Annotated in this window: 1 pseudogene; it reads right to left on the bottom strand. The window is 61.5% G+C overall.

The features are described 5' to 3' along the window. Positions 1-444 (bottom strand): annotated as a pseudogene (locus VSR34_RS38655) (oxidoreductase); the annotation flags it as partial.

A 444-nucleotide genomic window follows, 5' to 3' on the forward strand; every position in this document is an offset into this window, starting at 1 on the left:
ATCGGCGAGCGTGCGGATCATGCTCATCATTGGCGTAATGCCGATACCGCCCGCGATCAGCACGTGCATGTCGGTCGGATGGCCGATCGTGAATGCGCCATACGGTCCGTCCAGATACACGCGCCGGCCCGCCTCTATCGTCTTCACCTGGCTCGTGAAATCGCCGAGATTGAGAATCGTCATTTCGACGCGGCCATTCGCGGCTTCGGCGCTCGACGAGAACGAAAAAGGATGTCCGGTGATCCTGAACGGACTGCCCCACACGTTGAGCCAGCCGAACTGGCCGGGCTTGAAGCGAAAACCCGCGTGGCCGTCGGGTTGCATCACGAGTGTGGTGGTGTCGCCGCGTTCGGCGCGCACTTGCGCGATCCGGTACGGACGCCTGAGCATGAAGAGCGGCTTGAACAGACGCACATACAGCAGCAGCGCGATCCAGAATACCGT

It is taken from the genome of Paraburkholderia sp. JHI2823, assembly GCF_038900695.1.
GTDB lineage: Bacteria > Pseudomonadota > Gammaproteobacteria > Burkholderiales > Burkholderiaceae > Paraburkholderia > Paraburkholderia mimosarum.